This window comes from Bradyrhizobium sp. CCBAU 45321 (genome assembly GCF_028128975.1).
Lineage (GTDB): Bacteria > Pseudomonadota > Alphaproteobacteria > Rhizobiales > Xanthobacteraceae > Bradyrhizobium > Bradyrhizobium yuanmingense.
In genome coordinates this window covers 1-567 of record NZ_LFKZ01000040.1, presented here as the reverse complement: position 1 = coordinate 567, position 567 = coordinate 1, and the positions used below count along the sequence as shown (strand labels likewise).

General features: G+C 66.0%; 1 protein-coding gene. It reads right to left on the bottom strand.

Annotation, left to right across the window (positions count from 1 at the left end; all coding sequences use genetic code 11):
* Nucleotides 1-567, bottom strand: a 567-nt coding sequence (locus tag ACM43_RS09560; RefSeq protein ID WP_271539847.1) for a response regulator, incomplete at both ends; no start/stop codon positions are given.

Here is a 567-nt window from a genome sequence, read left to right as displayed (position 1 = left end):
CAGGCCGATGATCGGCGTCGCGGCGAGGTTGTTGTCGGAGCGGACGACTTCCGCGAACTCGAACCCGTTCATGTCGGGCATCTCGATGTCGGTCAGGATCACGTCGAAGTTTTGGGCGCGCAGTGCCGCGAGGCCCTCCTGCGCGGTCGGCGCGGTGCGGACGCGGTAGCCGGCGGCCTTCAGCACCGGCGCCAGCATGTTGCGGAAGAAGGCCGAGTCGTCGACCAAAAGCACCGACTGCGAATGCAGCGACGGCTTCATCTCCTTGCGGGTGAACCAGTCGGCGAACGCCATCGGCAGGAAGTGGCCGACGTCGATCACCTCGGTGGCCTGGCCCTTGATCACGGCCGAGCCGAGAATGCCGGAGGAGGAGCCGCCGACCTCGATGTTGAGCCGTTCCTCGACGATGTCGATGATCTCGTCGACGACGAGGCCCATGGAGCGGCCGTCGTCGGCGAACACCAGGATCGGCTGGGCACCCTGGCTCGCAATGGTGACGCCTTCCATGGCCACCAGCGGCATCAGCTGCTCGCGGTACTGCACCATGTAGCGGCCGTTCGAGAACTC